Raw genomic sequence first — 5,954 nt, 5'->3', positions numbered from 1 at the left:
TAGCTATAATTTTGATTTTGTGGCTATAAGGATGTTTTTATTTTTAATTCTTAATAATGTTATAAAAACAGTTACTAAAAATGTTACAAGATAGATTAATAAGTTGAAATATTTTTAGAGAAGATAACTTCTTATTTTCTTATATTCATATTTTTATAAATGCTTAAGATTTAAGTATCTTAGGTGTTTTTTTATATGAAATTCTAAAAAAGTGTACAACCTGTAAAAATGCGACGTAAAGGCTGAAAATTGAAATACGAACGATGATCTCTGAAAATGAAATAATACAATGTTAAAGATACCTATAATTTTCACAATCGTAATTTTTTATGTAATATTATTCATATTAGCATCAAACTGCAGTTTGTGAAAATGATGTTTAAAAGTATATTGTTTTTTATTAGAAAGATAAAATTTAGAGTTAACGAGATTAAGTTGCTAATCTTGTTAGCTCATCAGTAAAAATTTAATTATGAAAGTTTTTTTAGCAGATTGAGGTATATAATTTTTGCTATTTTTACATAAACATTGTTATATAAAGCACTGTTTTAAATTGATTTTGAAAAATTTCTAATTGCTTTTTTAATTGCCTGAGCTATTTCTTTAGGAGATTCTCTTTCGTTATTGTCTATCCATTTAGATAACACATTCCAAAGACCACCTATGTTATAAAGAACTATGTATTCTTCTTCAATATGGTTATCATAATCATGCCATTGAACTTCTGAAAATTTATTTATATCAGGTATAAATGAATTTATTTTTTCCATGATAAAGTAAAATAAGTGATTTTGTTTAAGTAATTCTAATTCTTTAATATGTTTATTCCAGAATTCAAAATAATTAATAAGAGTACTATCAAAAGAGAAATCAGTGTTTTCTTTTATAGACCTTATATAGTCTTCGAATAAATAATCTGTGTATTTACATAGTAGATCTTCTTTAACTTTAAAATTACGATAAAATGTTCTTCTTGATAATTGTGCTTTATCTGATATTTCTTTAACTGTAATAGTGGAGTATGGTTTTTCTTTCATTAAATCAAAGAGAGCTTCAATTAACCATTTCTTAGATTGTTCAGCAATTCGATTTGTTTTTTGTTTCAAAGTATACCTCCTAAAGTGTCACAAATTCTTTTAATATGTAGCACTTATCTAAATAGTATTGATATTATCTATAAATGCATTATACTATATTTGAAGCTAAGTGTCACATGTGTGAATTAAATTCTCATATGTGACTATGTATTAGACTTAATTTAAGGGGGTGATTTATATGAATAGTATAAATGTTATTGTTTGGTTATTTCCTGTTATATTTATGATCCATGACTTTGAAGAAATTATACTTGTTTCAGCTTGGAAGAAAAGGTATAAGAATTACCTTGACACCTGCACAATAAAAAAGAAGCCATTTGAAGATTTTAAAAGTACAGATTCCTTCTCAATTGGAGTAGAAATCCTATTTCTGATTTTTTCATTTGCTTCCTTGTTTTCAATCATTTTTAATAGCTATTATATTTGGTATGGACTTTTTTTTGCCACTGCAGCTCACTTTATTACAGCTCATTTAAATTTGACAATAAAATTTAAACATTATGTTCCAGGCATTATAACTGCAATTTTATTTTTACCTTTGAGTATCTATATTCTTTATACTGCAACATTAATATTAGCATTTAGCGTAACTGAAATAATCTTATCTTGTGTTGCTGGTTCGCTATTTGGATTTGTAATTTATGTTTTGCTTCACAGTGTAGAAAAAAATTTTGAAAACCTATTAGTTAAATTCTTAAATAAATAAAATATTATATTAGAGGTGATAATTTTATGGAGAAAAAAAGTATGACAGCACTCATAAGCGCCTTTTCAAGAGCATATCATTCAATACAAAATACAGAGAAAGTATTTGATGATTACTTAGCAAAGGACATTCTAACTCAAAATGAATACGAAGAAATTGTAAGTAATATGTCAAAAGGTATCAAATTTTTCAATCCATCATTTGAGGGTACACAGGATGAAGCTTTACGCTTTATTGTTGATAATCAGTTATCTCCAACTCCAATTGGTAGAGCGGCATTTACAGAAAAGTCGCTTGAAAATGCAGTAAAAATTGGTGCAAAGCAATATTTGATTTTTGCTGCTGGGTATGATACATTCGCATATCGTCAGCCTGACTGGGCAAAAAATATTCAAATATTTGAACTTGACCATCCTTTAACTGGAATTGATAAGCAAAAGCGTATTCAATCAGTAATTACAGAAAAACCTTCCAATTTACACTATATACCTATTGATTTTACAGAAAAGACTTGGGAGAGAAATCTAATTGAATGTTTGCAGTTTGAGCAAAACAAAATAAGTTTTTGCAGTTTACTTGGAGTAAATTACTATTTGACTAAGGAAGATTTTGAACATGCAATAAATACTATTTCAAGTATTGTGCCAAAAGGCAGTAGCATTGTTTTTGATTATCAAGATGAGGATACTTATACTCCAAAGGCAGGGGAAAGAGTTAAAAAGCAAATTGCAATGACTAGTGTATCAAACGAAAAAATGCTTGCAAGTTATTCTTATTTAGAGTTGGAAAAACTATTAGCTCATAGTAATTTCTTAATTTATGAGCATTTAACACCAAATGAAATAACTAAGCAGTATTTCAAAAAATATAATCAATCAAATCCAGAGCATCCTATAAAAGCATTTGATAATGTGAATTATTGCTTGGCAGTTAAGAAATAAAAGCAAAATTTAAGAGATTAGTATCCTTGCTTAATTAATATATTTTTAGAGAAGACAACTTCTTGTCTTCTTATATTCATATGTTGATAAAAATATAACTTCTTTTAATTTTGAATATTAGTTTTAATAAATAATTAAACTATTTTTATAGCAAAGGTGATATCAAATTTATTGTTTACATAATAATATTCGTCTATAATATATAGTAAATATAACTATTTTATTTTTTGAAATTTATAGGAGATAAATTTAGATGAGTATAAATAAGCCAATTCGAGTATCATTAACTAAACAAATAGCAGATGAATTTGAAAATGCAATTTTACGAGGGGATTGGAAAGTTGGAGAAAAAATCCCTTCTGAACCTGAATTGTGTACCCAATTTAATGTAAGTAGAAATACTATTAGAGAAGCTCTTCAATCATTAATTCAAGCTAGTGTTTTATCGTCACGTCAAGGTTCAGGAACTTATGTTATAGCAAGTAGTAGATTTGAAGCGAATATGAAAGAGATGTTAACAAAATCTAGTGTTAATGAGATAGCAGAAGTTAGATGGTTCCTAGAAAAACAAATTGTACGTTTAGCTGCAGAAAGATGTAATGAAAATGATATTAGGAATATGAAAGAAGCTTTATTAGAAAGAAACACTATTAAAGATACTGTAAAGGAAAATTCTGTTGCAGATCTAAAGTTTCATATAGAGATTACAAAAGCTTGTCATAACTCTATTTTTTATGATTTATACAAAAGTATTTCTAAGTATATTCAAACTGAAATACATAATAAAAATCTTAAAAACTTAGATGAAAATAAAATAGATAATTTTCATATAGAGTTATTTGAAAATATATCTTCTCATAATCCTGATAAAGCATCTAATACAATAGAAAAAATATTAAATCTATAAATAAAATGCTATACTATATCAAAAGTAAATTTGATATAGTATAGCATCTTTATGTTTTTAACACTTTTCTACAGTTAAGTCTTCTAAAAAGTCATCTACAACTTCATTTTTCCCGCACTTTAATCCACATCCAATTAATAATAAGATACAGAAATTTAGTATTATTAAGGGGATCATCCATGATGATGTAAAATCAAAAATAAATCCTAGCATAAAAGGACCAATTGCAGCAAATGCATATCCAGCTGATTGAGCCATTCCAGAAAGTTCAGTTGCTTTTTTATCATTTGGAGAACGAAGAGCTATAAATGCAATAGCAAGACTAATACTTCCGCCCATACCAATACCTACAAAAATAAGTGAAATGATTATTAATGAAGTTGATTTGAAAACCATAAGAAAAATCATTCCTACAAAATATATTGCAGATGATAGAGTAGCTATTCCTCTTTGGTTTTTAAACTTATCAGCTATTATAGGAAATAATAGAGTAGCTGGAAGTCCCACTAACTGAAATAAAAAAGACATAGTACCGGCAAATTCAGAACTCATTCCTTTTGAAATTATAATTGATGGTAACCATGCAACTAAGCAATAAAATATTAGAGATTGGATTCCCATAAACAAAGTAACCCACCAAGCAAGAGGAGATTTCCAAATAGATGAATTTTGTTTGTTTTCAGTATTATTGTTAGACATTTTAACTTGATTATTATTTTTAAGTTGTGGTATCCAAATAAACACAGTTATTAATGTTAGTATTGACCATATGCATAATGAATTTCTCCAACTTAAGTTGAATTTATTTACTAATGGTACACTTATACCAGATCCTACTGCTGCTAAAATACACATGCTTGTTGTATAAACACTTGTAATTACCCCTGTATTTTTTGAGAATTTTAGCTTTATAATACTTGGAATTAAAACATTACCTATAGCGATTCCAATTCCTATAATAGCAGTACCTAAAAATAATCCTAATGCATTTGTATAAGAACGTATTAGTTCTCCGATAAATATGAATGCTAGACCACCCATCATTGTTTTCCCATATCCTAACTTAGAATTTATTTTAGAAACAAACGGTGAAAAAATAGCAAATATAATAAGAGGTACTGTTGTAATAAATCCTGCAATACTATTACTTAAATTAAATTGGGCCTTTATTAAATTTATTATAGATCCAACGGAAGTAATTGGAGCTCTTAAATTAAAAGATATGAAAATTATTCCTAAAATTAAAAATATTTTTGTTGATTTTTTCATTTAAATCCTTCTTTCTTTCAATTAACTTGTCCAATCATTGGACAAGTTAATTATAATAATATATAATTTAAAAGTCAATAAAAATGATGTCCTTTGAAAACTAGATAATGTGATAATTATAAAGTATGTTATAATTAGTGCATCATTGTAAATTATTATAAACATTGTAGATTTGGTACTAATTAAGGAGGGCTAATATGGATGTAATAAAAACAATAGAAGAGCGTAGAAGCATAAGAAAGTTCCAAGATAAAACAGTATCAAAAGAGATAATAGAAAAAATTTTAGAATTAACAACTAAAGCGCCTTCAGGGAAAAATCGTCAACCATGGAGGTTTATTGTCTTACAAGATAGAAGAAAAGATGAATTGGTAAGCCTTATGAAGTTCTCCTTAAATAGAGATAAAAAACAGAATAAGTCTACTGGTAGTTTTGAGTTAAGCATTAATTCAATCAATTGGTGCTGCTATACAAACATTACTTTTAGCAGCACAGGATTTTAAATTAGGAACTCTTTGGATTTGTGACATATTTCATTGTGACAAAGAAATATATTCATGGTTAAATATTAAAGATGAACTTGTAGCAGCAGTAGCAATTGGATACCCCAATGAATCACCATATCCAAGGCCACGAAAGTTGCTAGATAAAGTTGTAAAATGGATATAAATTTTATTTATCTATGTAATACATGAAATTCTTAGATAATCAATTAATAAAATTAAATAACAGATTATAAAGTCGCATTATTCAAGAGATTGAATTTGCGATTTTTTACTGAGCGATACTACTAAAGCGTATAGTTTACTATAATATTAAACATTCTATTTTACCAGCCGTGAATTTATATAAAACTCATTAGTTCATTGAAATTACAGGGATAAGGTGGATTTTTTAAATTTTCCTGAGAATTTTACAATCGCCTGGTAAAGTTTTCTTCAAAGCTTGAGGTTTCAATGCTTTAGTGATATTATTGATTTTAGAGAATGGCTATTTTACTATGGGTTTAACCTTAACATGAGATGTATTTAAAT

Annotated in this window: 7 protein-coding genes; 5 read left to right on the top strand and 2 right to left on the bottom strand. The window is 26.9% G+C overall.

Annotated elements, in window-relative coordinates; all coding sequences use genetic code 11:
• Positions 1-548 precede the first annotated feature (548 nt).
• Positions 549-1,106: a TetR/AcrR family transcriptional regulator gene (locus tag RGC78_RS15770; protein WP_252216884.1), complete on the bottom strand. Its 558-nt coding sequence runs from the start codon at positions 1,104-1,106 to the stop codon at positions 549-551.
• A 169-nt stretch (positions 1,107-1,275) separates the two neighbouring features.
• On the opposite strand from RGC78_RS15770, the gene RGC78_RS15765 reads away from it, so the two are divergent.
• The 3 genes from RGC78_RS15765 (at position 1,276) to RGC78_RS15755 (ending at position 3,651) form a co-directional block, all read left to right on the top strand.
• Positions 1,276-1,803 carry an HXXEE domain-containing protein gene (locus RGC78_RS15765; RefSeq protein WP_309556939.1) on the top strand — a complete coding sequence of 176 codons (528 nt, stop codon included), beginning with the start codon at positions 1,276-1,278 and terminating at the stop codon, positions 1,801-1,803.
• A 26-nt stretch (positions 1,804-1,829) separates the two neighbouring features.
• Positions 1,830-2,744 (top strand): class I SAM-dependent methyltransferase, encoded by a 915-nt coding sequence (locus tag RGC78_RS15760; RefSeq protein WP_309556938.1) that lies wholly within the window; start codon positions 1,830-1,832, stop codon positions 2,742-2,744.
• A 253-nt stretch (positions 2,745-2,997) separates the two neighbouring features.
• The gene (locus RGC78_RS15755) at positions 2,998-3,651 is read left to right on the top strand and encodes a FadR/GntR family transcriptional regulator (RefSeq protein WP_219779276.1); all 654 of its coding nucleotides are present in this window, start codon (positions 2,998-3,000) and stop codon (positions 3,649-3,651) included.
• Between the two features lie 57 nt (positions 3,652-3,708).
• Here RGC78_RS15755 and RGC78_RS15750 read toward each other — a convergent pair whose 3' ends face one another.
• Positions 3,709-4,920, bottom strand: coding sequence for a CynX/NimT family MFS transporter (locus RGC78_RS15750; RefSeq protein ID WP_309556937.1), 1,212 nt, complete (start codon positions 4,918-4,920; stop codon positions 3,709-3,711).
• A 197-nt stretch (positions 4,921-5,117) separates the two neighbouring features.
• Between RGC78_RS15750 and RGC78_RS15745 the strand changes: the two genes are divergently transcribed.
• Together RGC78_RS15745 and RGC78_RS15740 are read left to right on the top strand one after the other, a co-directional pair.
• A complete protein-coding gene (locus RGC78_RS15745; protein WP_309556936.1) occupies positions 5,118-5,423 on the top strand; it encodes a nitroreductase family protein in 306 nt (101 codons plus the stop codon).
• On the top strand, positions 5,368-5,589 hold the full coding sequence (locus RGC78_RS15740; protein WP_309556940.1) for a nitroreductase family protein: 222 nt from the start codon (positions 5,368-5,370) through the stop codon (positions 5,587-5,589). The genes RGC78_RS15745 and RGC78_RS15740 overlap by 56 nt, the downstream gene beginning before the upstream one ends.
• Positions 5,590-5,954: the final 365 nt, after the last annotated feature.

The organism is Clostridium aquiflavi (genome assembly GCF_031344075.1).
Taxonomy (GTDB): domain Bacteria; phylum Bacillota; class Clostridia; order Clostridiales; family Clostridiaceae; genus Clostridium; species Clostridium aquiflavi.
The sequence above is the reverse complement of the archived record's forward strand: the minus strand, read 5'-3'. Positions and strand labels throughout refer to the sequence as shown.